Source organism: Polaromonas sp. P1_H6 (assembly GCF_056405195.1).
Genome location: NZ_JBFUCN010000011.1, coordinates 41,544 through 68,366, shown reverse-complemented (window position 1 = coordinate 68,366; position 26,823 = coordinate 41,544). Strand labels below are relative to the sequence as shown.

The 26,823-nt window shown below is 65.8% G+C and carries 26 protein-coding genes; 10 read left to right on the top strand and 16 right to left on the bottom strand.

Translation table 11 applies throughout. The annotated features are described in order from the left end of the window. Positions 1–3: 3 nt before the first annotated feature. The 4 genes from AC1D1F_RS12130 to AC1D1F_RS12115 are packed head-to-tail and all read right to left on the bottom strand — an operon-like array spanning position 4 to position 3,624. Positions 4–426: a DoxX family protein gene (locus tag AC1D1F_RS12130; protein WP_477700730.1), complete on the bottom strand. Its 423-nt coding sequence runs from the start codon at positions 424–426 to the stop codon at positions 4–6. Positions 427–436: 10 nt separating this feature from the next. Further along, positions 437–2,332 carry an amidohydrolase gene (locus tag AC1D1F_RS12125; protein WP_477676674.1) on the bottom strand — a complete coding sequence of 632 codons (1,896 nt, stop codon included), beginning with the start codon at positions 2,330–2,332 and terminating at the stop codon, positions 437–439. Positions 2,333–2,361: 29 nt separating this feature from the next. Further along, on the bottom strand, positions 2,362–2,967 hold the full coding sequence (locus AC1D1F_RS12120) for an antibiotic biosynthesis monooxygenase (RefSeq protein ID WP_477696728.1): 606 nt from the start codon (positions 2,965–2,967) through the stop codon (positions 2,362–2,364). Between the two features lie 6 nt (positions 2,968–2,973). Further along, complete coding sequence (locus AC1D1F_RS12115; RefSeq protein WP_477676672.1) at positions 2,974–3,624, bottom strand: hydrolase; 651 nt, start codon at positions 3,622–3,624, stop codon at positions 2,974–2,976. A 111-nt stretch (positions 3,625–3,735) separates the two neighbouring features. Here AC1D1F_RS12115 and AC1D1F_RS12110 point away from each other — a divergent pair, with 111 nt between their 5' ends. Then, positions 3,736–4,656, top strand: coding sequence for a LysR family transcriptional regulator (locus AC1D1F_RS12110; RefSeq protein ID WP_477676671.1), 921 nt, complete (start codon positions 3,736–3,738; stop codon positions 4,654–4,656). A 15-nt stretch (positions 4,657–4,671) separates the two neighbouring features. Here AC1D1F_RS12110 and AC1D1F_RS12105 read toward each other — a convergent pair whose 3' ends face one another. The 3 genes from AC1D1F_RS12105 to tkt form a co-directional block, all read right to left on the bottom strand. Further along, positions 4,672–5,886: an adenylate/guanylate cyclase domain-containing protein gene (locus AC1D1F_RS12105; protein WP_477676670.1), complete on the bottom strand. Its 1,215-nt coding sequence runs from the start codon at positions 5,884–5,886 to the stop codon at positions 4,672–4,674. A 163-nt stretch (positions 5,887–6,049) separates the two neighbouring features. After that, positions 6,050–7,048: a type I glyceraldehyde-3-phosphate dehydrogenase gene (gene gap, locus AC1D1F_RS12100; RefSeq protein WP_477655540.1), complete on the bottom strand. Its 999-nt coding sequence runs from the start codon at positions 7,046–7,048 to the stop codon at positions 6,050–6,052. A gap of 61 nt (positions 7,049–7,109) precedes the next feature. Then, positions 7,110–9,152: a transketolase gene (tkt, locus tag AC1D1F_RS12095; RefSeq protein WP_477676668.1), complete on the bottom strand. Its 2,043-nt coding sequence runs from the start codon at positions 9,150–9,152 to the stop codon at positions 7,110–7,112. 132 nt (positions 9,153–9,284) lie between these two features. On the opposite strand from tkt, the gene speD reads away from it, so the two are divergent. The 4 genes from speD (at position 9,285) to AC1D1F_RS12075 (ending at position 12,705) form a co-directional block, all read left to right on the top strand. Further along, positions 9,285–9,662, top strand: coding sequence for an adenosylmethionine decarboxylase (gene speD / locus AC1D1F_RS12090; protein WP_477676667.1), 378 nt, complete (start codon positions 9,285–9,287; stop codon positions 9,660–9,662). Positions 9,663–9,682: 20 nt separating this feature from the next. Continuing rightward, positions 9,683–10,393, top strand: a complete 711-nt coding sequence (gene murU, locus AC1D1F_RS12085; RefSeq protein WP_477676691.1) for an N-acetylmuramate alpha-1-phosphate uridylyltransferase MurU — start codon at positions 9,683–9,685, stop codon at positions 10,391–10,393. A 21-nt stretch (positions 10,394–10,414) separates the two neighbouring features. Continuing rightward, on the top strand, positions 10,415–11,806 hold the full coding sequence (locus AC1D1F_RS12080; RefSeq protein WP_477696727.1) for an aminopeptidase P N-terminal domain-containing protein: 1,392 nt from the start codon (positions 10,415–10,417) through the stop codon (positions 11,804–11,806). A gap of 152 nt (positions 11,807–11,958) precedes the next feature. Continuing rightward, positions 11,959–12,705 (top strand): FkbM family methyltransferase, encoded by a 747-nt coding sequence (locus AC1D1F_RS12075; protein WP_477676665.1) that lies wholly within the window; start codon positions 11,959–11,961, stop codon positions 12,703–12,705. A 633-nt stretch (positions 12,706–13,338) separates the two neighbouring features. Here the strand turns inward: AC1D1F_RS12075 and AC1D1F_RS12070 are convergent. Beyond that, entirely contained in the window at positions 13,339–13,737 is a 399-nt protein-coding gene (locus AC1D1F_RS12070) for a response regulator (RefSeq protein WP_477677407.1), read from the bottom strand. Between the two features lie 169 nt (positions 13,738–13,906). Continuing rightward, entirely contained in the window at positions 13,907–14,383 is a 477-nt protein-coding gene (locus tag AC1D1F_RS12065) for an FKBP-type peptidyl-prolyl cis-trans isomerase (RefSeq protein WP_477677408.1), read from the bottom strand. A 174-nt stretch (positions 14,384–14,557) separates the two neighbouring features. Here AC1D1F_RS12065 and AC1D1F_RS12060 point away from each other — a divergent pair, with 174 nt between their 5' ends. The 3 genes from AC1D1F_RS12060 (at position 14,558) to ypfH (ending at position 16,671) form a co-directional block, all read left to right on the top strand. After that, positions 14,558–15,031, top strand: a complete 474-nt coding sequence (locus tag AC1D1F_RS12060) for an Rrf2 family transcriptional regulator (protein ID WP_477677409.1) — start codon at positions 14,558–14,560, stop codon at positions 15,029–15,031. Beyond that, on the top strand, positions 15,021–15,944 hold the full coding sequence (locus AC1D1F_RS12055) for an NAD(P)/FAD-dependent oxidoreductase (protein WP_477696998.1): 924 nt from the start codon (positions 15,021–15,023) through the stop codon (positions 15,942–15,944). The genes AC1D1F_RS12060 and AC1D1F_RS12055 overlap by 11 nt, the downstream gene beginning before the upstream one ends. 79 nt (positions 15,945–16,023) lie before the next feature. Next, positions 16,024–16,671 carry an esterase gene (gene ypfH / locus AC1D1F_RS12050; RefSeq protein ID WP_477677411.1) on the top strand — a complete coding sequence of 216 codons (648 nt, stop codon included), beginning with the start codon at positions 16,024–16,026 and terminating at the stop codon, positions 16,669–16,671. 4 nt (positions 16,672–16,675) lie between these two features. Here ypfH and AC1D1F_RS12045 read toward each other — a convergent pair whose 3' ends face one another. From AC1D1F_RS12045 to AC1D1F_RS12035, 3 genes are read right to left on the bottom strand one after another with little or no spacing between them, the layout of a single operon-like run. Next, complete coding sequence (locus AC1D1F_RS12045; protein WP_477677412.1) at positions 16,676–17,344, bottom strand: SPOR domain-containing protein; 669 nt, start codon at positions 17,342–17,344, stop codon at positions 16,676–16,678. After that, the gene (locus tag AC1D1F_RS12040; RefSeq protein WP_477677413.1) at positions 17,338–18,225 is read right to left on the bottom strand and encodes a biotin--[acetyl-CoA-carboxylase] ligase; all 888 of its coding nucleotides are present in this window, start codon (positions 18,223–18,225) and stop codon (positions 17,338–17,340) included. The genes AC1D1F_RS12045 and AC1D1F_RS12040 overlap by 7 nt, the downstream gene beginning before the upstream one ends. A 53-nt stretch (positions 18,226–18,278) precedes the next feature. Beyond that, entirely contained in the window at positions 18,279–18,914 is a 636-nt protein-coding gene (locus tag AC1D1F_RS12035; RefSeq protein WP_477677417.1) for an SET domain-containing protein, read from the bottom strand. Positions 18,915–19,088: 174 nt separating this feature from the next. On the opposite strand from AC1D1F_RS12035, the gene AC1D1F_RS12030 reads away from it, so the two are divergent. Both AC1D1F_RS12030 and AC1D1F_RS12025 read left to right on the top strand, forming a co-directional pair. Continuing rightward, positions 19,089–19,610, top strand: a complete 522-nt coding sequence (locus AC1D1F_RS12030) for a TlpA disulfide reductase family protein (protein ID WP_477677414.1) — start codon at positions 19,089–19,091, stop codon at positions 19,608–19,610. Beyond that, positions 19,607–22,570, top strand: coding sequence for a DNA topoisomerase III (locus AC1D1F_RS12025; protein ID WP_477677415.1), 2,964 nt, complete (start codon positions 19,607–19,609; stop codon positions 22,568–22,570). Before AC1D1F_RS12030 ends, AC1D1F_RS12025 begins: the two co-directional genes overlap by 4 nt. Positions 22,571–22,603: 33 nt before the next feature. Here AC1D1F_RS12025 and AC1D1F_RS12020 read toward each other — a convergent pair whose 3' ends face one another. The 4 genes from AC1D1F_RS12020 to AC1D1F_RS12005 form a co-directional block, all read right to left on the bottom strand. After that, the gene (locus AC1D1F_RS12020; RefSeq protein WP_477677416.1) at positions 22,604–23,824 is read right to left on the bottom strand and encodes an MFS transporter; all 1,221 of its coding nucleotides are present in this window, start codon (positions 23,822–23,824) and stop codon (positions 22,604–22,606) included. Between the two features lie 77 nt (positions 23,825–23,901). Continuing rightward, positions 23,902–24,561, bottom strand: a complete 660-nt coding sequence (locus AC1D1F_RS12015; protein WP_477696999.1) for an HAD family hydrolase — start codon at positions 24,559–24,561, stop codon at positions 23,902–23,904. Between the two features lie 2 nt (positions 24,562–24,563). Beyond that, entirely contained in the window at positions 24,564–25,937 is a 1,374-nt protein-coding gene (locus tag AC1D1F_RS12010; RefSeq protein ID WP_477700729.1) for an aldehyde dehydrogenase family protein, read from the bottom strand. Continuing rightward, positions 25,934–26,731, bottom strand: coding sequence for a gamma-glutamyl-gamma-aminobutyrate hydrolase family protein (locus AC1D1F_RS12005; RefSeq protein ID WP_477677159.1), 798 nt, complete (start codon positions 26,729–26,731; stop codon positions 25,934–25,936). The genes AC1D1F_RS12010 and AC1D1F_RS12005 overlap by 4 nt, the downstream gene beginning before the upstream one ends. Positions 26,732–26,823: the final 92 nt, after the last annotated feature.

Genomic DNA, 26,823 nt, shown 5'->3' with positions numbered 1-26,823 from the left:
CCATCAGCGCGCGGCGCGGCGGTCCCAGGACAGTGCGGCCACCAGCACCAGGCCACCGATCAGCCCCAGATGCTCGAGGAATGAATTGCGGTTGTGGAATTGCTCCATGCCGCTCATGGCCCAGAACGGATGGCCTATGACCGTGGCCACCAGCGTGAACCCGGCCAGCGCGAGTGTGCCCAGCACCGCCCACGGGCCGCGGCCGGAAAGCATCAGCGCTGAGCCGGCCAGTTGCGTGACGAGCACCGCGGCGGCGAACACGGGCGCCGGGCTCAGGCCGAAATGCGCGGCCTCGCCGATAGCCGCGTCGAAATTGAACAGCTTGGAAACGCCGCTGTAGACGAAGGCGACCGCCAGCAGCAGCCTGGCGGCCTGGAGCGCCGGTATTAAAAATGTGTTCTCGCGCGCGGTCATGGTTTTCCTCATCAGCTATTGCTCAAAGCCAGCACGCGCAACCCAGAGCGCCCCAGAAACTTTTTTCGTCGGACACCGGCGCGTTGCCCAGCCAGCTTTGGGTGTGGCCGTGCCCGTGCACCGCGCAGGGCTTGGCGCAGCAATCGGCGAAAGGCTGCATCGCGCGCGCGGCGAAGCCCGCCGGTTTGCCTCCGGAGGCGGGCTCGCGCCAGTAGCCGCCGAAAGCCTTTGTCGGTGCCCAGTCGTTGGCGGCTTTGGGCATGGGCGGCGCCAGGCCCGCGAAACCGCCGTCGCCGTGCACGATGCGCCCGCCCACCACCGTCAGGTGCGACACCAGGTCCTTGATGTCGGACTCCGGGATGCCGAAGAAGTCGCGCGAGGGCACGATGAAGTCGGCAAGCTGGCCCACCTTGATCTGGCCTTTTTGGCCCTCGGCATTGGCGAACCAGGCGCTGCCGCTGGTCCACAGCCGCAGCGCGGTGTCGCGGTCCAGCAGGTTGTCGGGGCGGTACAGCGCGGTGCCGCCCAGCGTCTTGCCGGTGACCATCCAGTACAGGCAGACCCAGGGGTTGTAGCTCGCGACGCGGGTTGCATCGGTGCCGCCGCCCACGGGCAGGCCGGCGTCCAGCATGCGGCGAATCGGCGGCGAGTGTTCGGCGGCGCCGGCGCCATAGCGCTCGATGAAATATTCGCCCTGGTAGGCCATGCGGTGCTGCACGGCGATGCCGCCGCCCAGCGCCTTGACACGGTCGATGTTGCGCGCGCTGATGGTTTCGGCGTGATCAAAAAACCAATGCAGGCCGTTGAAAGGAATCTCACGGTTGACCTTCTCGAAGGTGTCGAGTGCGCGCCCTATGGATTCGTCGTAAGTCGCGTGCAGCCGGAAAGGCCAGCGCTTTTCCACCAGCAGGCGCACCACGCGCTCGAGCTCGTCCTCCATGCTGGCGGGCAGTTCGGGCCGGGGCTCGCGGAAGTCCTCGAAATCGGCCGCGGAGAACACCAGCATTTCGCCGGCGCCGTTGTGGCGCAGCATGTCGGTGCCGGACAGCGGCGGCAGCATGCCGGTCCACTGCCGGAAATCATCCGCCTCCTGTTTCGGCCGCTGCGTGAACAGGTTGTAGCCTATGCGCACCGTGAGCTCGCCGGTATCGCGCAGCTTCTCGATCACGCGGTAGTCGTCGGGATAGTTCTGGAAGCCGCCGCCGGCATCGATCACCGAAGTGATGCCGAGCCGGTTCAGCTCGCGCATGAAAAGCCGGGTCGACGCCTCCTGCGCGTCCGGGTCCAGCTTGGGGCCTTTGGCCAGTGTGGCGTAGAGGATCATCGCGTTAGGTCTGGCGAGCAGCAGGCCTGTCGGATTTCCCTGGGTGTCTCGCGCGATTTCGCCGCCGGGCGGATTCGGCGTGTCCTTGCCGTAGCCGACGGCGCGCAGGGCGGCGCCGTTGAGCAGGGCGCGGTCATACAGGTGCAGGATGAAGACCGGGGTGTCGGGCGCGGCCGCATTGATTTCCGCGAGTGTGGGCAGGCGCTTTTCCGCGAACTGCTGCTCGGTGAACCCGCCGACCACGCGCACCCACTGCGGCGCCGGCGTGCGCGCCGCCTGCGCCTTGAGCATGGCCATCGCATCGGCGAGCGAAGGCACACCGTCCCAGCGCAGTTCCATCGCGTAGTTGAGGCCGGCGCGTATCAAATGCGTGTGGCTGTCGTGCAGGCCGGGCAGGGCGGCCGCGCCGGCCAGGTCGACCACCTGTGTCTTGGCGCCCGCGTGGCGCATGGCATCTTCGTGGCTGCCCACGGCGATGAATTTGCCGCCAGCCACGGCCACCGCGGCGGCCACCGGGTTCTGCCGGTCCAGGGTGGTGAAGCGGCCGTTGATGAAAATGATGTCGGCCGTGGCGGCCATGGCGGGATCGGTCATGCGGACTTCCGGGAATTGTTGAGGGGGAATCAGCGCCGCGCGAACAGCCATGGGTGCAGCAGCCGCGTGTAGGGCGGCATGACCACCCAGACCACCAGGGCCACGATGACGGCCGCCAGTATGCCGTGCTCCACGCCATACACGCCCAGGGCGGGGACGGCCTTGAACAACGGCCCCATGGCCCAGGGCACGACCATGGTCAGCGGCCAGATGACCGAGGTGGTGATCAGCCACTGTTTCCAGGCCGCGGGCTTTACCGGCGCCTCCGCGCCAGCCGCCGCTTCAGGGGGAAACAGGAAGTCGATGCCGGTGCCCAGGGTGACCTGTTCACCGGCTTGCAGGTGCGGCTGCACGGCCTCGACCAGGCGCGCGCGTTCGGTGGATCGGTACCAGGCATTCAACTGCTCAGAGGTGGCGAAGCGGACCACGATGAGGTAGTCAACGCCGGTGCCGGACGGGCGGACCACATGCACGCCCTGGTGGCCCGGATAGGCCGAGGCGACCCGCATGGTCTCCGCCAGCCAGGCATCGTACGCGGCGCGCGCACCGGGGCGCACGCGGTGGCGCACCACCAGGCTGACGCTTTCAGAGGACGGGCCTGCCGGCTCACCCGTGCTGTTTGTGGCGCTGTTCATGGCGCTTCAGCCCAGCTTGCGCGCGGGCATCTTGTGCACGTGCGTGATCGCGTAGTCGACGCCAGAGCCGTAGGCGCCGGAATGCTCCATGACGATGCCCGTGGTACCCGCATAGGTCTCCTTGCGCGCCCAGTCGCGCTGCATTTCGAGAAGGAACTGCTGCCAGGTGATGGGCACGGCGCCGGCCTGGATCATGCGCTGCACCGACATGTTGTGCGCCGCCACCGAAGTGCCGCCGGAGGCATCTTCCACAAAATACACCTCGTAGCCGTCGGCCATGGCCTCCAGCGCGGGGAAGTTCAGGCAGACCTCGGTCCACAACGCCGCGAGCACCAGTTTTTTGCGGCCGAATTTTTTCAGTTCGGCCTTGACGGCGGCATCGTCCCAGGTGTTCATGCTGGTGCGCTCAAAAATCCGGTTGTCGGGCAGCACCGCGAGCAGTTCGGGCCAGATGTTGCCCGAAAAGGATTCAGTCTCGACTGAGGTCAGCACCGTGGGGACATTGAACACCTTGGCCGCCTTGGCCAGGCCGATGACGTTGTTCTTCAGCAGTTGCCGGTCGATGTTGGCCACGCCGAAGGTCATTTGCGGCTGGTGGTCGATCAGGACAAGCGCGCAGTTCTGGGGGGTCAGAAGTTCGAGTTTTCCTTGAGCCATGGTGAATTTCCTTGTAATGGTGAAACAAACAAGCTGGAATGCTAAATTGCAGCCAATAGGTTGACTAGACTGAGTTTTCGAACCAAACCGTATCCAAAGAGGAACCAATTCATGGACAGACTCGACGCCCTCCAGGCCCTGGTGCTGTCGACACGGCTGGGCAGCTTTGCCGCCGCCGCGCGTGAGCTCGGCGTGACGCGCTCGCAGATCAGCAAGCTCATCGCTTCGCTGGAAGTGGAATACGGCGGTACGCTGTTTGCGCGCTCCACCCGCGCGATTGCGTTGACCAGTGCCGGCGCCACGCTGCACGACTATGCCGTGGATCTGCTGGCCATCGCCGCCGAAGCCCGCGAGTCCATGGCGGCCCTGCGCGGCGCGGTGGCAGGGCCGCTGCGCGTCAATGCGCCGATGTCCTTCGGCAAGCTGGTGCTGGCGCCGCTGCTGTCGGAGTTCCTGGCGCTGCATCCGCGGGTCGAGTTGCGCGTGGAACTCAACGACCGCATGCTCGACCCCTATGAGACGGGCTTTGACCTCACCCTGCGCATCGCGCAACTGCCGGACTCCTCGCTGGCGGCGCGCCGCCTGTGCGACGTGCGACGCGCCATCTATGCCGCCCCCGCCTACCTGCAGGCGCACGGAACGCCCGGCTCGCCGAAGGCGCTCAAGGCGCATCGCTGCCTGAACTACGCGCATGCCAACAAGGGGCACATCTGGCACCTCGGCAGGGGCCGGGAAACGGCGCACGTGGCCGTCGGCGGGCCGCTGTGCGCCAACAACGGCGACCTGCTGGTGGAGGCCGCCGTCGCTGGCGCCGGATTGATCCTGCAGCCCGAGTTCCTGGCAGCGAAGCACCTCGCGGCGGGACGGCTGGTGCCGGTGATGCCGCAGTGGCAGGAATCCCCGGAGATCGCGCTCTACGCGCTGTACCCGGCGACACGGCGCGTTCCCGTCACGGTGCGCGCCCTGATCGATCACCTGGTGGCGGCTCTGCCGCAAGCCATGTCGGCCGTTGAAGTGCCTTCGCTACCGTGACTGCGCGTGCAGGCTTCATGCTGAGGTGAGCCGGACCGTCCGGCCCAGCAGCCAGTAGGTGGCCATGCGGCCCCTGCCCTTGATCTCTATGGGTTCGCGCGCGACGAATGAAAAATGCTGCCGAGTCTGCAGGTACACCGCTTCGCTGACGTGGACGGCGCCGGGCGCGCCGCTGGATTCCATGCGGCTGGCCACGTTGACGGTGTCGCCCCAGACGTCGTAGAGGAAGCGCTTGACGCCGATCACTCCGGCCACCGCGGGCCCGGTGTGGATGCCGATGCGTATGGCCAGTTCCGTGCCGTTGCCGGTGTTGTAGCGCCGCAGGGCCTCGCCCATGTCGAGCGCCAGCCGCCCCAGGGCCTCAAGCCGATGGTGCGCGACGACCATGTAGGCATCGCCTATGGTCTTGATTTTTTCGAGGCCGTATTTTTCGACCAGGCCGTCAAAGGCCGAGAAGATCTGGTTCAGCACCAGAACCAGCGCGTCGGGCGGCAGGGCGCGCGAAAAAGTCGTGAAGCCGGCGATGTCGGCGAACAGCACGCCCATGTTGTCGAACTTCACCGCGTTGACCTTGTCGTCGCGCTTGAGCTCGTCGGCGATGGAAGCCGGCAACACGTTGTACAGCACCTTGTCGGCGCGCGCGCGTTCGGTCTCCGCGCGCTGCATCTCGGCGTAAAGTTCGGCGTTGCGCGCATGCATGAACCTGTCGAGCTCGATGCACAGCACCACCACGCAGAACGGATTGACCAGCGCGGCCAGCAGCGCCACACCGTCCCCCTCCCGCATGCCGGCGGCCAGGGCCAGCACCGCAAAACTCAGCACGTACATCGGCCGGCGCACCGGGCTGGGCGTGCACATCACAGCCGCCACAAAGGTCGCGCCGGCGGCGTAGATGGCCAAGTCGCCCCGCATCCAGCCATGGACCGCCCCGACCCAGGTGGCCAGCACCATCGCGCCCGCACAGGCCGCATTGAGCGCCGCTTCGCTGTTTCGAAGCCGAGGCAGGAATCGGTCCGCCAGCGCGACGGCGATGAAAAACAGCTCCGCCGTGAGTTGCCAGGCCAGCAGGCCCGCGAAGCCAGGCGGCCAGTGCTGCGGCGAGACGCCGAAATAAGGCGCATCTGCGGCCAGCGCGGCCGGCGGCAAAAGGCAGGCCACCGCCTTGGCGTAATACACCCCGTGCGCCCAGCTTTTCTGGACAAGCCACTCCCGAAACGGCTGCAGCGCCATGATGTTCCTCCCCTTGCGCCGCGCGGCATGGGCGCGGCATCCGGCGACCATACGGGCCGGCCGGCTTTGGGTCAATGAACATTGACCGCCTGCGGCCTTTTCATGTGCGACGGCCGAAAAAAAAGCGCCCGAAGGCGCTTTTTTTTGATGAAGCCGCAGCGAATTACTTCGCCACCACCCGCACCATTTCCAGGCACTTGTTGGAGTAGCCCCATTCGTTGTCGTACCAGGCCACCACCTTGATGAAGGTGCCGTCCAGCGCGATGCTGGCGTCGGCGTCGAAGATGGAGGTGCGGGCATCGCCGCGGAAGTCGGTGGCGACCACCTTGTCTTCGGTGTAGCCCAGGATGCCCTTGAGCGCGCCTTCGCTTTGCGCCTTCATCTCGGCGCAGATTTCCTTCAGCGTGGCTTCCTTGTTGAGTTCGCAAGTCAGGTCGACCACCGAAACGTCGGAAGTCGGCACGCGGAAGGACATGCCGGTCAGCTTCTTGTTGAGCTCGGGAATCACCACGCCGACGGCCTTGGCGGCGCCGGTGCTGGAAGGAATGATGTTTTCCAGGATGCCGCGGCCGCCGCGCCAGTCCTTGTTGCTCGGGCCGTCCACGGTTTTCTGCGTGGCGGTGGCGGCGTGCACCGTGGTCATCAGGCCGCGCTTGATGCCCCACTTGTCGTTGAGCACCTTAGCGACGGGCGCCAGGCAGTTGGTGGTGCAGCTGGCGTTGGAGATGATGGCCTCGCCCTTGTAGGTCTTGTCGTTGACGCCGAAAACGAACATCGGAGTGTCGTCTTTCGACGGCGCCGAGAAGATGACCTTCTTCGCGCCGGCGGCCAGGTGCTTCTCGCCGGAGGCCTTGTCGAGGAACAGGCCGGTGGACTCCAGCACCACGGTGGCGCCGATGTCGCCCCACTTGAGGTTGGCGGGGTCGCGTTCCTGCGTGAGGCGGATCTTCTTGCCGTTGACGATGAGGGTGTTGCCCTCGACGGACACGTCACCTTCGAAGCGGCCGTGCACCGAGTCGTACTTCAGCATGTACGCCAGGTAGTCGGGCTCGAGCAGGTCGTTGATGCCGACGATTTCAATGTCGCCGAAGCTCTTGATCGCCGAGCGGAACACGTTGCGGCCGATCCGGCCAAAACCATTAATGCCAAGTTTGATAGTCATCTGCTGTTGCTCCTGGAAGTTGAAATTGGTTGATTGGACAGGCAGCGTACGTTGCGTGCGCTTACTTGCGCAGCACCTTGCGCACGGTGTCGGCGACGTTCTCGGCCGTGAAGCCGAAGTGTTTGAACAGGACGGGTGCCGGGGCGGATTCGCCGTAGCTGTCGATGCCGACCACGGCGGCGCAGCCGTATTTCCACCAGCCGTCGGTCACGCCCATCTCCACCGCGATGCGGGGGATGCCTTCGGGCAGCACTTCGCTCTTGTAGGCGGTTTTCTGTTTGTCGAAGGTGGTGGTGCTGGGCATGGAAACCACGCGCACGGCGATCTTGTGGGCGGCCAGTATTTCCTGTGCCTTCAGCGCGAGTTGCACTTCGGAACCGGTGGCGATGATGACGGCCTGGGCCTTCTTGTTGAGGCCGACTTCTGCCGGCTCGGCCAGCACGTAGGCGCCGCGGCTGATGTTGCCGAGGTCTTTCTTCGGCGCGTAGGGCAGGTTCTGGCGGCTCAGCAGCAGTGCCGTCGGCTTGTTCTTGTTCTCGAGCGCGACGGCCCAGGCAACGGCTGTTTCGGCCGTGTCGCCCGGACGCCAGACGTCCAGGTTGGGGATCAGGCGCAGGCTGGCGGCATGCTCGATGGACTGGTGCGTCGGGCCGTCTTCACCGAGGCCGATGGAGTCGTGGGTGAACACGTGCACCACGCGCAGCTTCATCAGCGCGGCCATGCGGATGGCGTTGCGGCTGTAATCGCTGAAGGTCAGGAAGGTGCCGCCGTAGGGGATGTAGCCGCCGTGCAGCGCAATGCCGTTCATGATGGCGGCCATGCCGAATTCACGCACGCCGTAGTTGATGTGGCGGCCGATGGAACTCACGCCGTCGGCGTTGGCCGTCAGCACGACTTCGCCGTTCATGTCGAAACGCAGGCTGGGCGTGGACTTGGTGTTGGTCAGGTTGGAGCCGGTCAAATCGGCCGAGCCGCCCAGCATTTCAGGCAGGCCGGCGGTGAAGGCTTCCAGCGCGAGCTGCGAGGCTTTGCGCGAAGCGACCGTTTCGGCCTTGGTGTGCGAACCGATGACGGTGTCGACCGCCAGTTGCGCGAAGGACTTGGGCAGCTCACCCTTCATGCGGCGGACCAGTTCGGCGGCAAGTTCAGGATGCGCCGCCTTGTAGGCGGCGAATTTCGCGTCCCAGGCGGCTTCAGCGGCCAGGCCCTTGGCTTTGGCATCCCAGGCGTCGTAGGTTTCTTTCGGCACTTCAAACGGGGCGTGGGGCCAGTTCAGGGCTTCGCGCGTGAGCTTGATTTCTTCGGCGCCCAGCGGCTCGCCGTGGGCCTTGGCGGTGTTGGCGCGGTTCGGCGAGCCCTTGCCGATGTGTGTCTTGCAGATGATCAGCGTGGGCTTGTCGCTGGACTTCTTCGCGCCTTCGATGGAATTGGCGACCAGCTCGGCGTCATGGCCGTCGATGGGGCCCAGCACGTTCCAGCCGTAGGCGGCAAAGCGCACGGCGGTGTTGTCGATGAACCAGGGTGCGACCTGGCCGTCGATGGAGATGCCGTTGTCGTCATATAGCGCGACCAGCTTGTTGAGCTTCCAGGCGCCGGCCAGGGCCGCGGCCTCGTGGCTGATGCCTTCCATCAGGCAACCGTCGCCCATGAACACATAGGTGTTGTGGTCGACGACGGTGTGGCCTTCGCGGTTGAATTCCTTGGCGAGCAGCTTTTCAGCCAGCGCCATGCCGACGGCATTGGTCAGGCCCTGGCCCAGCGGGCCGGTGGTGGTTTCGACGCCGGGGGTGTAGCCGTATTCGGGGTGGCCGGGGGTTTTGCTGTGCAGCTGGCGGAAGTTTTTCAGTTCGCTGATCGGCAGTTTGTAGCCGGTCAAATGCAGCACGGCGTAAATCAGCATGGAGCCGTGGCCGTTGGAGAGCACAAAACGGTCGCGGTCGAACCAGTTGGGGTTGTGCGGGCTGTGCTTGAGGTGGCGGCCCCAGAGGGCGACGGCCATGTCGGCCATGCCCATGGGGGCGCCGGGATGTCCGGAATTGGCTTGTTGTACGGCGTCCATTGCGAGTGCGCGTATCGCATTCGCCATCATTTGCGTGTTTGCCATGTAGGCTGCTCCGGAGGGGGAAAGATCAGGGGTAACCCGGTATTTTACCGTCTGGCCCCGGCCCGGGAATTTGGCGGGATATGGAACCAAGTTACGGCCTGGACGGGGCCGCGCATCGTCTAAAGTCGGGGGATGCAAGGCCTACACCTGACCGCCGACCTTTACAAATGCCGCTGCGATCCCGCCTGGTTCACCGACGCCGCCCGCCTGGGCGACTGGTGCGTGCAGGCCGTGCAGGCCGCCGGCCTGCAGGCCGTCAACCAGCTGTTCCACACTTTTCCCGACACCGTGCACGGCCCGGGCGGCATCACGGCCACCGTGCTGCTGGCCGAATCGCATGTGTGCGTTCACACCTGGCCTGAACAAAAGGCCGTGACACTGGACGTGTACGTCTGCAACTTTGGCGCCGACCACTCGGCGCGCGCGCGCGGCCTGATGGATGCGCTGATACGGCGTTTTAACCCGGAATGGACCGAGCAGCGCTCACTGGACCGCGGGGATACGCAGTGAGCGACCCGGCCATCAAAGCCATGATCATGGCCGCCGGCCGCGGCGAGCGCATGCGCCCGCTGACCGACAGCACGCCCAAGCCCCTGCTGAAAGTGCGCGGCAAGCCGCTGATCGCCTGGCATGCCGAGGCGCTGGCGCGCGGCGGCTTCACCGACCTGGTGATCAACACCGCCTGGCTCGGCGAGCAGATTGAAAACCACTTCAGCCAGCCAGGCCGCACGCCGCTGTCGATTGCCTATTCACACGAAGGCGTTGATTTCGGCGGCGCGCTGGAAACCGCCGGCGGTATCGCGCGCGCGCTCCCGCTGCTGGGCGAGGTGTTCTGGCTATTGGCGGGCGACGTGTTTGTGCCGGGCTTTGAATTCAGCCAGGCCGCCGTAGACCGTTTTGCCGCCGGCGGCAAGCTGGCCCACCTCTGGCTGGTGGCCAACCCGCCCCACAACCCGCAGGGCGACTTCGGCCTGGGCCCGGACGGCCTGGCACTGAACCTGGCCAAAGACAGCGCGGAACCCAAATTCACCTACAGCACCATCGGCCTGTACCGCCGCGAATTCTTCAACAGCATGCCCTTCGGCAACCCCGAAGGCCTCAAAGCCCCACTGGCCCCCTTGCTGCGCGCCGCGATGGACAATGGCCGGGTCAGCGCCGAGCTGTACACCGGGCCCTGGACCGACGTGGGCACACCGGCCCGGCTGGACGAGTTGAACCAGGCAGCCGTCACCACCAATTAACAAACCCAAAGCGCAGCCACCATGAGCACCACCACGATTTACCAGAAACGCCGTGCCGCCGTGGCCCGTGCACTCAGGGCGGCCGGCGGCGGCCTCGCCCTGCTGCCCACCGCGCGCGAGTACCCGCGCAACCGCGACAGCGATTTTCCGTACCGGCACGACAGCTATTTCTATTACCTGACCGGCTTTGACGAGCCCGAAGCCTGGCTGGCGATTGAGGCCAACGGCAAGACCACGCTGTTTTGCCGCCCCAAGGACCTGGAGCGCGAAATCTGGGACGGCATACGCCTGGGCCCCAAGGCCGCGCCGGCCCGGCTGGGCGTGGACGCCGCCTTCAGCACCGAGGTACTGGACACCCGGATGCCGGCGCTGCTGGCCAACCAGAAGTCGGTGTGGTTCCCCTTTGCCACACATGAAGGCCTGGACGCCCGGGTCGACGACTGGCTCGACAAGGTGCGCGCCCGCGTGCGTCTGGGCGACGAGTGCCCGCAAAGCCGGCACGACCTGTGCGGCGTGCTCGACGAGATGCGCCTCTTCAAGGACAGCCACGAGATCGCCACCCTGCGCCGTGCCGGCAAAATTTCGGCGGGCGCGCATGTGCGCGCCATGCAGACTTCAGCCGCCATGCTGCGTGATCCCATCAAGGGCGGCCTGCGCGAATACCACCTGGAAGCCGAACTGCTGCACGAGTTCCGCCGCCACGGCTCGCAGTTCCCGGCCTACACCAGCATCGTGGCCGCAGGCGCCAATGCCTGCGTGCTGCACTACCGCGCCGGCGACGCCGAACTCAAGGCCGGCGAGCTGTGCCTGATAGACGCCGGCTGCGAACTCGACGGTTATGCCAGCGACATCACACGCACCTTCCCGGCGAACGGTAAATTCACGCCGGCCCAGCGCCGCCTGTATGACATCGTGGTGGAGTCCCAGTACGCTGCGGTGAAGGCGACCAGGCCCGGCAAGCGCTTCAATGACCCGCACGAGGCCGCGCTGCGCGTGCTGGCCCAGGGCATGCTGGACACCGGCCTGCTGCCCAAGGCCAAACACGGCAAGGTCGACGACGTGCTCGAGTCCGGCGCTTATCGCCAGTTTTACATGCACCGCACCAGCCACTGGATGGGCATGGACGTGCACGACTGCGGCGACTACAGCGAACCCGGCAGCAAACCACGCCCCGACAAGGACGCCATGGGCCAGCCCATCATGCGCAAGCCTTCGCGCATCCTGCGGCCCGGCATGGTGCTGACGATAGAGCCCGGCCTCTATGTGCGCCCCGGCAAGAACGTGCCCAGGGAGTTCTGGAATATCGGCATCCGGATTGAGGACGACGCGCTGGTCACGGCCAAGGGGTGTGAGCTGATGACGCGCGGGGTGCCGGTGGATGGGGATGAGATTGAGGCCTTGATGCGTGCCTGATGCTCCGTGAACGCGTGCTGGGCATAACCTTGCCGCGACGCCGGGCTTGCGCCAAGCGCAAGCCCGGGATTTTTTGTCAACCGGGAAGATTTACCATGGCTTTTGTTGCTCGCCCCCTGCCTTTTGTATTGGCCTCATCCAATCATGGAACCATGATCGTCAATCGCAACGACCACCACATGACCGACGACGGGCGCGGCTACGGCGTCGGCTATCAAATTCTCCAGAACTCGGAGTTTGACCCCGGGGAAGTCGACACGGTCTTGCAACTGCTGACTTTGCGCCGGGACGCTTTCGGCGACGGCGTTGTCGCGCTTGACATCGGCGCGAACATGGGCGTTCACACCATCGAGTGGGCCAGGCATATGCACGGCTGGGGAAAGGTCATCGCCGTCGAAGCCCAGGAAAGGATTTATTACGCCCTCGCCGGCAACATCGCCATCAACAACTGCTTTAACGCAAGGGCCTACCACGCCGCGCTGGGCGCCGAGGAAGGCGAGATGAAAATTCCCAGGCCCGACTACCTGGTACCCGGAAGTTTCGGCTCGCTTGAATTGCGCCAAAGCGAAAAAAACGAATTTATCGGGCAGCCCATCGATTATTCCGAGCAGAACAGCCAGACGGTCAGGATGATCACGGTGGACGGCCTCAAGCTACCCCGCCTGGACTTCATCAAGATGGACATCGAGGGCATGGAACTTGAAGGACTGGCAGGCGCACTCAAAACCATCGAGGCCCACAAACCCCATCTGTGGATCGAATGGCTGAAGACCGACCAGCAGGCACTGCGTGATCTGCTCGACGCGCAAGGCTACAAGTATTACCAGATGGGCATCAACATTTTCGCGGTTCATGGGAACGACCCCACGCGCGCCAACATCAATTTCATCTCGGGGTGAGTTGACCGGGTCTTGCGCCGGCTTGCGCGCTCCCCTTGTCCTTTGCTTGGTCCTGCTGGCCGGGGGTAGCCCGGCGGCTACTCACTTTTCTTTTGCTTCGCCAAAAGAAAAGTAAGCAAAAGAAAAGGCGACCCTGGTTGCTGCGTCCCTGCGCTTCGCTTCGGGCAACCTGCGGTGCTCGGTTCAGGCGGGGTCTCGCTAAACTCGCCTTCGGCTCAAACAACGCGATCCCTGATCCGCCTGAACCTGCGCTCCTCGGCGCATCCACAAGGGGTGGGGAAGGAATACCAATACCTAAGAAACAAGGACTCGCCATGGCGAGTCCTTGTTTGTATTGTCTTCTTGGTATTTTCGTTTTCTGTCTTCTTTCCCCGTTCCCGATTGCCCCGTCCTGGCTGGGCCGAGGAGCGCAGACGTAGGCGGATCAGGGATCGCGCTTGTCTGAGCGAAGCGAGTTTGCGCGAGACCCCGCCGTAGTCGAGCACCGCAGGTTGCCCGTAGCGAAGCGGAGGGACCCAGACTGCGGGTCGCCTTTTCTTTGGTGACTTTCTTTTGGCGAAGCAAAAGAAAGTTACTTGCCGCCGGGCAACCCCCGGCCAGCAGAACTAAGAAGAGAGCACAGAGGGAGCACCCTCACTGCGCCGGCGGCAACACCCCATCAAGACTCTCAGCATGATGCTGACAAAACCGCACCAGCTTCTCCACATCCTGTGATTTGTCAAAAACCTCATCGGCCCCCAACTCGCGGCAACGCAGCAAGAGGTTTTCCTGGCTGTGGCTGGTCAGCACCACCACCTTCTGGCCCGGCTTGCGCCGCTGGCAGTCCTTGAGTACGCCGAAGCCCGAACCCTCGGCGAGGAACAGGTCGACGATGGCGAGGTCCCAGTCTTCATGGTCATGAAGCCACAGGCGTGCGCCGGTCTCGGAATCGGCGTGGCCGACAAAGCGCAGCGGCGCGATTTCTTCCATGGCTTCCACCAAGGTATTGCGTATGTCCGGCTTGTCCTCGACAAGGAACGCGTTGATCACCATGGAACCCCCGAAGTTAATCCACGAACTTAGCCGCCATCCCGCGCGGGGCCTGTCGTCGGCCGCCTTCGGGATGCGTAGGCTTAGTCCCACTGTAGGCCAGCGGGCGTTTTTTAGCCGTAACGGGGGGTAACGTGGTGAATAAAACCGCTAATCGGTTGTGAAACGCGGATCAGTGGTGGTGGCCGTGCTCGCCGTGCACGTGGCGGTGGGCGATTTCCTCTTCCGAGGCGGCGCGCACAGCGGTGACCTTCAGGGTAAACCGCAGGGCCTTGCCGGCCAGCGGGTGGTTGCCGTCCAGCATGACGGTGTCGCCCTTGATCTTGATGACGTTGAAGACGTGCTGGCGGCCGTCCTCGCCGCGGCCCTCGAGCTGGCCGCCGACCTTGACCCCGGGCGGGAACTGCGTGCGCGGGATGGTCTGCACCAGGCCTTCATCGCGCAGGCCGAAGGCGTCCTGCGGCTCCAGCGCCAGCACGGTCTGGAAGCCGGCTTCCTGGCCGTCCAGCGCTTCCTCGATCTTGGGTAGGGTGTTGCCGTAGCCGCCGTGCAGGTAAACCATAGGCGTGTTGCTCTGCTCGACCAGCTTGCCCTGGGCGTCCGCCACCTTGTAGCTGAGGGTGACGGCGGTGTCTTTTGCGATTTTCATGTGGTAACTCCGGATGGCCGTGATGCGTAAAAGCGCTGATTTTCGCCCAGCCGGCGGGCCGGGGCCGGAACACGCCGGATCGCCGGGTATTGGCCCCGCGCCGCATGGGGATTTGCGGCCGGGCACGGACGCCGGCAAACGGCATCCGTAGAATCATGCAACATGATAAGTTACATGAAATCAAAAGGCCGGCTTTCCGCCGTCCTGCACGCGCTGTTGCACATGGCCCACCGCGGCGGGCCCATGACCTCGGACGAACTCGCGGCCTGCCTGCGTACGCACGCGGTGGTGGTGCGGCGCACCATGGCGGGCCTGCGCGAAGCCGGTTTTGTGGTGTCGGAGCGGGGCCACGGCGGCGGCTGGGTGCTGGCGCGCGATCTGGCATCCGTCACGCTGCTTGACGTGCAGATGGCTCTCGGTGACAGCGCCGGGGCGGACGGCGAGGGCGCGCATGCCGACGGCTGCGTCATCGAGCAGTCGGTGCAGCGCGCGCTGGCCGGCAGCCTGCGCGAGGCCGAGGCCCTGCTGGCCAGGCGCCTGGGCGAGGTCACCTTGGCCGACTTGTCGGCCGACTTCAACCGCGCCATGGTGGCCCATGCCGGCCACGCCGCGCACCCTCATGCCCCGGAGGCCGGCCATGCTGCATGACGCCATCATCGTGGGCGGCAGTTTTGCCGGGCTGTCCGCCGCCCTGCAGCTGGCTCGCGCCCGGCGCCAGGTACTGGTGATCGACGCCGGCCTGCCGCGCAACCGCTTCGCATCGGAGTCGCACGGCGTGCTGGGCCACGACGGCAAGCCGGGCTCGCAAGTCCTGGCCGAGGCCAGGCAGCAGTTGCGAGCCTACCCGACCGTGCAGGTCTTCAGCGGCCGTGTGAGCCGTGTGGACAGCGGCGAGGCGGGCTTTGTCGTCGAGGCCGAGGACAGCATGCGCTGGTTCACCGGGCGCCGCCTGCTGCTGGCCACCGGCGTGGCCGACGTGCTGCCCGAAATCCCCGGCCTCCAGGAACGCTGGGGCAAGACGGTGGTGCACTGCCCCTATTGCCACGGCTATGAGATTGGCGGCGGCGCCATCGGCGTGCTGGGAACCGGGCCGATGTCGGTGCACCAGGCGGTGCTGTTCGCCGACTGGGGCGAGGTGACGCTGTTCACCCAGGGCGTGGTGGCGGTGTCTGCCGAAGAGCAGGCCTCGCTGGCCGCGCGCAAGGTCAGGGTCGAGTCCAGCCCCATCGCCGAACTGCAGGGCGCGGCACCCGCGCTCGACGGCGTGCTGCTGCGGGACGGCCGGCGGGTGGCGATCAAGGCCCTGCTGGTAGGCACGCAGGTGCGCATGGCCAGCCCGCTGGCGGCGGCGCTGGGCTGCGCGTTTGACGATTCGCCCTTCGGCCCCATCGTGCGCATCGACGCCTGGGGCCTGACCAGCGTGGCCGGCGTCTACGCGGGCGGCGACATGGCCCGCGTGCCGCACAGCATCACTTTTGCCTGCGCCGGCGGGGTGGCGGCCGGCATAGGCATGCATGCCTCGCTGGTGATGGAAGATGCCAACGGCGTGGCGCCGGCATAGCGGGCCGGGTACAGTGGTTGAAAGCCGCCGCGGAGGCCCCAACTGTTTTTTTTGACCCCTGCTTCAACGCCCGCCTGCCATGAACCCGCTAGACACCGAAACCATTGAACTGCTGCCCGCCGGCGCCACGCCGCGCCAGCTCTTTGTGCTGCTGCACGACGCGGGCGGCACGGCCGCCGACATGCTGGAGCTGGGCAATCTGCTGGGCGGCGCTTTCCCCGAGGCCGCGGTGCTGATTCCGGAAGGCCTGTCGGGACCACACGCCGATGCGGCGGGCGCCGCGGCGGCCGGGCTGGATGATGCGGCGGCCCTGGCCGCGCGCGTGGAAGTGCTGGCCGCCTTTGTGCGCGCGCAGCAGCAGCGTTTCGAGATCCTGCAGTCGGACACCGCGCTGGCCGGCTTTGGCGCGGGCGCCAGCCTGGCACTGGCTTTCAGCGACGCGCACGACGGCCTGGCGGGCCGGCTGCTGTCCTTCGGCGGCGGCTACCAGGTCTGGCCGGCCCGCGCGCCGGCGCTGACCACCCTGCACCTGCTGCACGGCCAGAACGACGAAGTCGTGCCGCTGGCGCGCACGCGCAGCGATTTTGACCACCTGATGGAATTGGGCGCCGACGCGACGCTGGACGTGGCCCGCTCGCTGGGCCATGAGCTGCATCCGGCGTTGATGGATCAGGCCGTGACGCGCTTGCAGACCTGCGTGCCGCTGCGCGCCTGGAAAGCCGTTTAGAAAGTTACTGGCAAGCTTGCAGGGGCTTGCCAGCGAGCTGCGGCTTGAGCGTCTCAAGCTTCGCCTTGATCGCCGCGTCGGCGGCCGGCAGCTTCAGCAGCTGGCCGCGCGCTTCGGGCCGCTCCAGCACCACCTTGGCAGTGCGCACGCCGCGCGTGGCGGCCTTGGCGAGTTCGCGTTCGGCCTCGGCCTGCGAGCTGTAGTGGCCCAGCGACAGGCCGGGCCCCAGCGTGGGATTGATCAGGGCTTCAAAGGACACGCCCAGGCCGCGCAGTTCGGTGCGTTTTTTGATGAGGGCGTCTTCGCTGTTGTACTTGCCCATGTAGACGATCCAGCGGCCTGGCTCCACACCGCTTTCCAGCGTCCAGCTGCCGATGGGCAGGCTGCTTTCGAGGCCGGTGCGCAGGGCGGTGCTTTGTTCGGGGCTGAAGAGGCCCGCCTGCAGGCATTCGGCGGCGGCTTGCGCCGGGGCGGCGGGGGATGCAGCGTTTTCGAGCTGGCGCGCGTCGGCGGCCGTCAGCAGCTGCATGGCCTGGGGCTTGATCTGCTGGGCCAGGCGCTGCGGTTCGGCCTGGACGGCCGGGGCATAACCGTAGTCGGCCAGCAGGCCCTGCGTCCAGGCGAAGTAGCCAGCATTGGCCAGCAGCAGCGCCAGCACCAGCAGCCTCAGCATGGGCGCGCGCCTTGCGGGTTGGGCGCCGCCACGGGCCGCACGCTGACTTCGGAACTGGTGATTTCTTTCATGCCAGCCGCAGTATGCACCAGCAGCGCGCCGTTTTCGCCCGCGCCGTGGGCCGTGCCCACGGTGCCGTCGGAGAGCTGCACGGCCCGGCCGGCCAGCACGTCGCGCGCCGCGAAACGCGCCTGGAAGGGCGCAAAACCAAAGCGCTCAAAGGCCTGCACCGCCTGCACCAGCGGCGGGATCACGCGCAGCAGCACGGCCGGCGCGTCGAGGCCGGGCAGCAGTTCCTGCAGGCTGCCGGGTGGGACGGCGGCCGGGGCGGATGGGGCGGCCGGGGCCTGCGCGGTGTCCAGCGCCACGGCGCGGATGTTGATGCCTATGCCGATGACCACATAACGCAGGCCTTCCCAGCTGGCGGTCTCGACCAGGATGCCGGCCAGCTTGCTTTCGCCCTGCGGTGTGGACAGCCACAGGTCATTGGGCCATTTGAGGCCTATGCGGGGTTTACCGCCCTGGCTGGCGTTGAGGGGCTCCAGGCTGTCGGCCACGCTGACACCGGCCACCAGCGACAGGCCGGACCAGTCGGCGGGCGCCAGCGGCAGGCCCAGCGAAAAGGTCAGGCTGTCGCCGCGCCGGCTTTGCCACTGGCGGCCCAGGCGGCCGCGCCCGGCGGTCTGTTGCTCGGCCACCAGCAGCAGGGGCTCGGGACGGGGTTCGACCGTGGGGCTGCCGCGGAAGCGGCGCATCAGCTCGGTGTTGCTGGAGTCGATCTCGGGCAGCACCTCCACCGTGAAGCCCGGCAGCGAGGGCGCCAGGGCCTCCCAGAGGGCTTCGGCGGGCCATCGGATGGGGAATGAAGAGGAGGAGGTCATGAAAAGCCCAGGCCCTGGGGCCTGGTGGTGTCGGCGGCGCAGGAAAACCCGGCTCAGTCTTTCTTTTTCTTCTTGGGTTTTTTGTCGGCTTTTTTATCGACTTTTGGAGCGGCCTTCTTGCCGGCTTTCTTTTCAGCCTTCTTTTTATCGGCCTTGGCCTCGGCCTTTTTATCGGCTTTTTTGGCCGACTTCTTCTTGCCCTTGGACTTCTTGTCGTCGTCCTTGGGTGCCAGCAGCGTGCCGCGGCAGTTTTTCGCACCGCACCAGCAGGGATATTCGGCCAGCAGCTTCTTGGTATAGGGCGCGTCGATGATCAGGCCGTAGTCGTAGAACAGCTCTTCGCCGGCCTTGATGTTGCGCAGCGCCTTGATGAAGACGCGGCCATCGTTTTCGTCGGCTTCGCAGTTGGGCTTGCAGCTGTGGTTGATCCAGCGCGAGGAATTGCCGCCGTGCTTGGCGTCGATCACATGCTCTTCGTCGATGTGGAAGTAGAAGGTGTGGTTCGGGTCCTTGGGGTCATGCGGGTGGCGGCGGAGCGCCTCTTTCCAGTTGATGATCTCGCCGACGTATTCGATCAGGGTCTCGCCTTCGGCCAGGTCCTGCACGGCGAAGACGCCCTTGCCGTGCACGCCGGAGCGCCGTGTCTGGATGCGCCGGCCGTCGGTGGTGGGAGCCGGTGCGGTGGGCATGGAAGAGAGCGGCGCGAGCGACGCGGAAGCCTGGTTTTTTGACACGACGTATTTTTTTGGTATGGTTAATTCATGCATGTGCGCGTGCGCGCGTATGCGTGCGCACCCGCGCGCGTACATGCGCGAGAAGCCGCTATTGTAGTGATGCCGCGCGAAGTCCCCCAGGAGCTCCCCATGTTCAAACGCCGAAACCTGCTGCAGACGACCGCCGCCCTCGTGGCCGGGCTGGGCCTGCCGGCATGGGCCAAGGGCGGGGAAAGCCCTCTGCCCAAGGTCGGTGCCACCCTGGTGTTGCCGCCCGTGGCGCTGCTGGACGGCGGCGCCTGGAAGCCTTCCGAGGTAGGCGGAAAGACGCTTGTGGTGTACTGGTGGGCCAGCTGGTGCCCTTTTTGCGCGGTGCAATCGCCCCATATAGACGCACTGTGGCGGGCCCAAAAGGCCAGGGGCCTGGAGGTGCTGGCGCTATCCATCGACAAGCAGCCGGCCGCCGCGGCTACTTATATGAAGACCAAGGGCTACAGCTTTCCCGCCGGGATGCTGACCCCCGAAGTCGCGAAATTCCTGCCCAAGCCGGTGGGCCTGCCCGTGGTGGTGGTGCTCAAGGTGTCGGCGGATGGCCGTGAAGGCAAAGTCGTATTCGCTGAAAGCGGGGAAATGTTCCCCGAAGATGTAGAAGGTTTGAAGAAGTACATATGAAAACCCTTGTGATTGCAGAAAAGCCCTCGGTGGCGCAGGACATCGTCCGCGCCATCACGCCGACGGCCGGCAAGTTCGAAAAACACGATGAATATTTCGAGAGCGACGACTGGCTGGTCACTTCGGCTGTCGGCCACCTGGTCGAGATCCAGGCGCCCGAAGAGTTCGACGTCAAGCGCGGCAAGTGGAGTTTCGCCAACCTGCCGGTGATACCGCCCTACTTCGACCTCAAACCCATCGACAAGACCAAGACGCGGCTCAACGCCATCGTCAAGCTGGCCAAGCGCAAGGACGTGGGCAACCTCGTCAACGCCTGCGACGCGGGCCGCGAAGGTGAGTTGATTTTTCGCCTGATCCAGCAATACGCAGGCAGCAAGCTGCCGGTCAAGCGCCTGTGGCTGCAGTCCATGACGCCGGCCGCGATCCGCGAGGGCTTTGACAGCCTGCGCAGCGAAAAGCAGATGCAGGGCCTGGCCGACGCGGCGCGTTCGCGCTCCGAAGCCGACTGGATGGTCGGCATCAACGGCACCCGGGCCATGACGGCCTTCAACTCGCGCGACGGCGGTTTCTTCCTGACCACCGTGGGCCGCGTGCAGACGCCGACGCTGTCGGTGGTGGTGGAGCGCGAGGAAAAAATCCGCAAGTTCGTGAGCCGCGACTACTGGGAAATCCACGCGAGCTTCCTGGCCGAGGCCGGCGAATACCCGGCCAAGTGGTTCGACCCGAAATGGAAAAAAGCCGCGGCCAATGCCGCGAACGGTGAAGGCGCGGAACCCGATCCCGAGCTGAGAGCCGACCGCGTCTGGTCCGAGCGCGAAGCGCTGGCGATCGCCGAGGCCGTGCGCGGCAAGGCCGCCACGGTGACGGAAGAAAGCAAGCCCACCACGCAGGCGGCCGGCCTGCTGTTCGACCTGACCTCCTTGCAGCGCGAGGCCAACGGCAAGTTCGGCTTCTCGGCCAAGACCACGCTGTCCATCGCGCAAAGCCTGTATGAACGCCACAAGGCGCTGACCTACCCGCGTACCGATTCACGCGCGCTGCCCGAAGATTATTTGCCCGTGGTCAAGCAGACCTTTGAAATGCTGGCCGACAGCGGCATGCGCCACCTGGCACCACACGCGGCGACGGCCATCAAGGGCAACTACATCAAGCCCAGCAAGCGCATCTTCGACAACGCCAAGGTCAGCGATCACTTCGCCATCATCCCCACGCTGCAGGCGCCCAGCGGCCTGAGCGAAGCCGAACAAAAGCTTTACGACCTGGTGGTGCGCCGCTTCATGGCGGTGTTTTTCCCGAGCGCCGAATACCTGGTGACCACGCGCATCTCGCAGGCCGTGGGCCACAGCTTCAAGACCGAGGGCAAGGTGCTGGTCAAGCCCGGCTGGCTCGCGATTTACGGCAAGGAAGCCGCCGACGAAGTGGCCGACGCCAAGGACGGCGACAAGGGCCAGAGCCTGGTGCCGGTCAAGCCCGGCGAGATGGTGCGCGCCGAAGTGGTCGAGGCCAAGGGCCTGAAGACACGCCCGCCCGCCCGCTATTCGGAAGCCACGCTGCTGGGCGCCATGGAGGGCGCCGGCAAGACGATTGACGACGACGAGCTGCGCGAAGCCATGCAGGAAAAAGGCCTGGGCACGCCGGCCACGCGCGCCGCCACGATTGAAGGCTTGATCGCCGAGAAGTACATGCTGCGCGAAGGCCGCGAGCTGATCCCCACGGCCAAGGCCTTCCAGCTCATGACCTTGCTGCGTGGACTGGGCGTGGAAGAACTCTCCAAGGCCGAGCTGACCGGCGAGTGGGAGCACAAGCTCGCGCAGATGGAACACGGCCAGCTGAGCCGCGAAACCTTTATGGCCGAGATCGCGGCCATGACGGAGAACCTCGTCAACAAGGCCAAGGGCTATGACAAGGACACGATTCCCGGCGACTACGCCACGCTGTCGGCACCCTGCCCTAACTGTGGCGGCGTGATCAAGGAAAACTACCGCCGCTACACCTGCACCGGCAAAAAAGGCGACGACGGCTGCGGCTTCAGCTTCGGCAAGACGCCGGCCGGCCGCACCTTTGAAGTGGCCGAGGTCGAGCAGTTCCTGCGCGACAAGAAGATCGGCCCGCTGGACGGCTTCCGCTCCAAGGCCGGCTGGCCTTTCACCGCCGAGATGGTGATCAAGTTCGACGAAGAGACGAAGAACTACAAGCTTGAGTTCGACTTCGGCGACGACAAGAACGGCGAAACCGGTGAGATCGTCGACTTCGGCGAGCAGCAGTCGCTGGGCCCCTGCCCGCGCTGCGCCTCGCGCGTGTTCGAGCTCGGCAAGAACTACGTCTGCGAAAAATCCGTGCCCACCTTGGCGCAACCCACGCCCAGCTGCACCTTCAAGACCGGCCAGGTCATCCTGCAGCAGCCTATCGAGCGCGAGCAGATGCACAAGCTGCTGGAAACCGGCAAGACCGACCTGCTCGACAAGTTTGTCTCCATGCGCACGCGCCGCCCCTTCAAGGCCATGCTGGCCTGGGACAAGGAAGCCGACAAGGTGAACTTCGAGTTCGCGCCGTCCAAGTTCCCGCCGCGCAAACCGGCGGCGGCCAAGACCGGCACGGTGAAAACGCCCTTCGGTAAGACCGTGGCGGTGAAGGCCGCGAAAGCACCGGCCGCGAAGAAGGCCGCGGCCAAGAAGGCACCCGCCGCGAAAACCGCCAAGCCCAAAACGCCGCGCGTCGCCAAGCCGGGCGCAGGCCTCAAGCCCAGCGCCGCGCTGGCCGCGGTGATAGGCACGGAACCGGTGGCGCGCACCCAGGTCATCAAAAAACTCTGGGACTACATCAAGGCCGAAGGCCTGCAAGACGCGGCCAACAAGCGCGCCATTAATGCCGACGCCAAGTTATTGCCGGTGTTCGGCAAGCCGCAGGTCACGATGTTTGAGCTGGCAGGGATCGTGGGCAAGCACCTGACTGCCGAGTAAGAGCAGCTCTGAAACTGCAGCGGGGCCGGGGACTTATATCGCCGGCTCGGGCAGCTGCCGCAGTGCGTGCAGCTGCGAGCCGAAGATCACGATCGCCTGCAAGGCAAAGCCGGCCAGCGCCAGCCACAGGCAGGCGGCTTCGCCCCACGATGCACCGACCACCCCGCCCAGTGCCGCTCCTATAGGCCGTGAACCGGCGTTGACGGCCAGGAATACCGCCGAGACGCGGCCCAGCATGGCGTGGGGCGTGATGCTCTGGCGCAAGGTGGTGGAGGTGATGGTCCAGACGATGGGGCCGACGCCGAACAGGAAGAACGACAGGCCCGCCAGAATACCGCTGGGCACAAACAGCGTGGCCACCATGGTCGCGGCGGCCAGCACCGACACGGCCGGGCCGAGCTGGATGGCGCGGCCGAAAGGTATGGCCGCCACCACGCGCGGCGACAGCAGCGCACCCAGCACCATGCCCGCGCCGTAAGCGCCCAGGGTGATGCCGACGCCTTGCGCCGTCAGGCCCAGCACGCGCACCGCATAAGGCACATAAGCCGCCTGCAGCACAAACCAGGCGATGTTCCAGACGATGCCTGTGAGCACCATGGGGCGCAAATACGGCTGGCGCCAGACAAACTGCGCGCCGTCGCGAATCTCGAGCAGCGCATGGCGGCCCACGGCCGGTGTGCGGGCCGGCTCGCGCAGGCTGAATAGCAAGCCAGCGGCCGAGGCCGACAAAATCGCCGCCAGCACAAAGGCCGCAGGCGCCCCGGCCCAGGCGACGAGTGCGCCCGCCAGCGCCGGGCCGGCCGCGAAAGCCATGCTGCGCGCCAGCTCCAACCGGCCGTTGGCACGTGCCAGCGCTTCGCGCGGCACGATGGCCGGCACCAATGCGGGTGCCGCCACGCTGAAGCAGACGGTGCCCACTGCGCCGATAAAACCCAGCAGCGCCAGCCCGGCGATCGACAGATGGCCCGTGAGCACCATGGCCAGCAGCGCCAGCAAGGACAGCGCGCGCAAGGTTTCGGCCGCCACCATCAGGCGGCAGCGCGAGACCCGGTCGGCCAGCAGGCCCAGGGGGATGGCCAGCAGCAGGAAAGGCAGGGTCTGCAGCGCCGCCAGCAGGCCGATCTCGCCCGGCCCGGCGCCCAGCACCAGCACCGCGACCAGCGGCACGGCCGCCAGGCTCAGCTGTTCGGCGGATTGCGCGGCGAGGTTGGACCAGGCCAGGCGCTGGAAAGGAATGGGGAGTGGAGTGTGCATATGGCAAGCCGGATGAGACAGCCATTCTGCATGCGGCCGCGTTATCGCGCTGGCCGTTACCGGACTTGCGATGGCTCTCAGTGCAGCTGAAGCGCGGGCCAGCCGCGCTTGCCGCCGATGGCCGCGAGCGTCGCGTCGGCATTCACCGTCACCGGGTGCTTGACGGCTTCCAGCAGCGGCAGGTCGTTGATGGAATCACTGTAGGCCGTCGTCTTGCAGTCCTTGAAATGCAGGCCGCGCGCGGCGAGCCAGGCATGCAGGCGTTCGACTTTGCCTTCGCGCATATTGAGTACGCCGGTGGTGCTGCCGGTGAAAAAGTCGCCGCGCATCTCGGGCTCGGTGGCGATCAGGTGCTCGATGTCGAAATAGATGGCCGTGAGTTCGGTGATGAAGCGGTTGGTGGCCGTGGTCAGGACGACCAGGTCGCCCGCTTCGAGGTGTTTGTCGACCAGCGCCAGCGCCGCGGGTGTCACGCGCGGCACGATCCAGTCGGCCAGGAACTCCTGGCGCAGCGGCTCCCACTCTTGCGCCGTCCGCCCGGCCAGCGTGCCCACGTAAAAATCGGCGAACTCCTTGAGTCCGACGGTGCCGGCCTTGTAGCGCGCTGCCATGTCGGCATTGCGCGCGGTGAACTCGGTTTTTCCCAGGATGCCCTTGCCGATCAGGAAGTCGCACCACAGCACGTCGCTGTCACCGTTGAGGACGGTGTGGTCCAGGTCGAAGAGGGTGAGCTTCATGGTCAGGGATTGCGCAGGTGCCAGGCTTTGGGGCGGGTAAAGGTCTGGATGCCGTAAGTCGACAAGGTCAGGCCCACGCCGGAATCACCATAACCGCTCCAGGGCAGGCGCGGGCTCACGCGGTCGCAGCAGTTCCAGTAGACGCTGCCGGCGTTGACCTGGGCCAGCAAAGCCCGGGCGCGCGCCTCGTCGGGCGTGAACACGCCGGCCGTCAGGCCGTAGCGCGTGTCGTTCATGAGTTTCACGGCCTCGGCATCGCCCGAAACCTTCTGGATGCCGATCAGGGGGCCGAAGCTTTCCTCGCGCATGAGTTCCATGCTGTGGTTCACGTTGCTGAAGACCGTGGGCTCGTACCAGTTGCCGGGGCCGGCCCCGCGTTTGCCGCCTGCCAGCAGGGTGGCGCCCTTGGCTTTGGCGTCGGCAACCTGGGCGTCCAGCACGTCGAGTTGCGGCGCGCGTGTAATGGCGCCAATGTAAGTGTCTTCGCTCATGGGGTCGCCCATCTTGAAGGTCTTCACCGTTTCCAGGAAGGCGGTGACGAAGGCGTCGTAAATTTTCTCGTGCACATAGATGCGTTCGACCGAACAGCAGCTCTGGCCGGTGTTGTACATCGCGCCGTCGGCCAGCGACTCGGCCGCGTTTTTGACGTTGGCGTCTTCGCTGACATAGGTCGGGTCCTTGCCGCCCAGCTCCAGTTGCAGCTTGGCCATGCGCGGGCCCATGGCCTGCGCGATCTTCGCGCCTGTCGCATACGAGCCGGTGAAGAAAAGGCCGTCGATTTTCTGCTCCATCAGCGCCGCGCCCACCGCGCCGCCGCCGATCAGCGGGATGAAGACATCCTGCGGCACGCCGGCCGCATGCAGCAGGCGCGCGATCGCCACGCCGGTCATGGCGGCGTACTCTGACGGCTTGTAGAGCACTGCGTTGCCGGTGAGCAGCGCCGGGATGAACACATTGCCGCCGACGAACCAGGGGTAGTTCCAGGCGGAGATGTTGGCGACCACGCCCAGCGGCGTGTGCTCGATCTGCTCGGTCATGCCGCCCTCGTTGAACACGGTTTGGGTGTCGGTGGCGCCGGCGGCCTCGGCCAGGAAGAAATCGATGCGTCCCAGCAGGCCGTTGAGTTCGTTACGCGACATCTTGAGCGGCTTGCCGGTCTCGCGCGTCATGACGGCGGCCAGCGCGTCGAGTTCGGCGACCACGCCCGCGCGAAAGCGCGTAATGCAGTCCTTGCGCTCGGCCAGCGGCACTGCCGCCCAGGCGGGCTGCGCCGCGCGCGCGCGCTTGGCCTTGGCGGCGACGGAGGCCGCATCGTCGGCGGGCAGTTCGGCGATCAGCGCGCCGGTGGCGGGATTCTGGATGGTGAGTGTGTTCATGCTGGTCTGGTTTTGTGTTTGGCGGCGGCCACGGCCGTGAGGAAATCGTCGAGCACGGCCGCGTCGTCTATGGTGTCGGAGCCGGGTTTGTGGAATTCAGGGTGCCACTGAGTGGCGGCGATGTAGCTTTTGGTCTTGTCCTTGCGGCGTATGGCCTCCACGATGCCGTCGTCCACGCTGAAGGCCTCGGCTTCGAATTCGGGCGACAGGTCCTTGATGCCCTGGTGGTGGATGCTGTTGACGCGCGCGCGCTCCACGCCGGGGTACAGCGCCGACAGCCGCGAGCCCTGGACGATGTTGACGCTGTGGAAGTTCTGGTCGTAGGTCGCGGCGTCGCGGTGCACAAAGGAGTCGGGCACCTGGGTGTTGATGTCCTGGTACAGCGTGCCACCGAAAGCCACATTGAGCAGCTGCAAGCCGCGGCAGACACCGAAAACCGGCTTGCCGGCCCGTTCAAACGCGGCCACCAGGGCCTTGTCGTATTCGTCGCGCACGCGGTCGCCCGACCATTTTTCGTCCAGCGGATCCTCGCCGTAGCTGCCGGGCCAGACGTCGGCGCCGCCGTGCAGCACCAGGCCGTCCAGCCACTGCGCGTAATGTTCGTAGGTCACGTCGCCGCGCTGCGTGCTGCCCGTGGGGCAGGGCACCATGACCACCATGGCGCCCGAGGACATGACCCAGTGCGCGATGGACTGTTCGACGTATTGCAGCGTCTTGCCGGTGAAATAGGAACGTGTCGGATCGGCGTGCGAGAAGCAGGCCGACAAACCTATTTTGAGACGACTAGCGGCCATGCGAGCACCTTTCTTAAAAGTGGTCGTGCTGTTGTACCCAAGCAGGGGCCGCGGAACCGGCTTTGCCGGGCCGCAGGCGCAGCGGCCCCCTC